At 69.1% G+C, this 375-nt stretch carries 1 protein-coding gene; it reads right to left on the bottom strand.

All coding sequences use genetic code 11. The features are described 5' to 3' along the window. The coding region (locus tag ACLZOT_RS50445; RefSeq protein ID WP_416976051.1) for an AMP-binding protein at positions 1–365 on the bottom strand (365 nt) is incomplete at its 3' end. Between the last annotated feature and the right edge of the window lie 10 nt (positions 366–375).

Raw genomic sequence — 375 nt, 5'->3', positions numbered from 1 at the left:
ACGGTGTCGGGGCAGTGTTCCAGGACGCGGCGGACCGCGGTCGGGGAGATGACGTCACCACCGGTGATGACCTCCCGCACCCCCGCGAAACAACCCGGGTCCTCCTCCGCCATCACCCGGAACAGACCCGCCGTCACCTGAAGCCCGGTGCTCCCCTCCTCACCGATCAGCCGGGCCAGCGTCGCCACACTCGGATCACCCTCCGGCGCCACCACCGTCCGCCCACCCCGCAGCAACGGCACCCACACCTCATACGTCGACGGATCGAACGCATACGGCGCCACCATCAGCACCCGCTCATGCGCACCCCCGCCGAACATCCCGTCCACGACCAGATCCAGAACATCGCGATGCGTGACCGCCACACCCTTCGGC

Source organism: Streptomyces sp. 4F14 (assembly GCF_048159485.1).
Lineage (GTDB): Bacteria > Actinomycetota > Actinomycetes > Streptomycetales > Streptomycetaceae > Streptomyces.
Note: the sequence above shows the minus strand (reverse complement) of the source record. Positions and strands in the feature narration are given on the sequence as shown.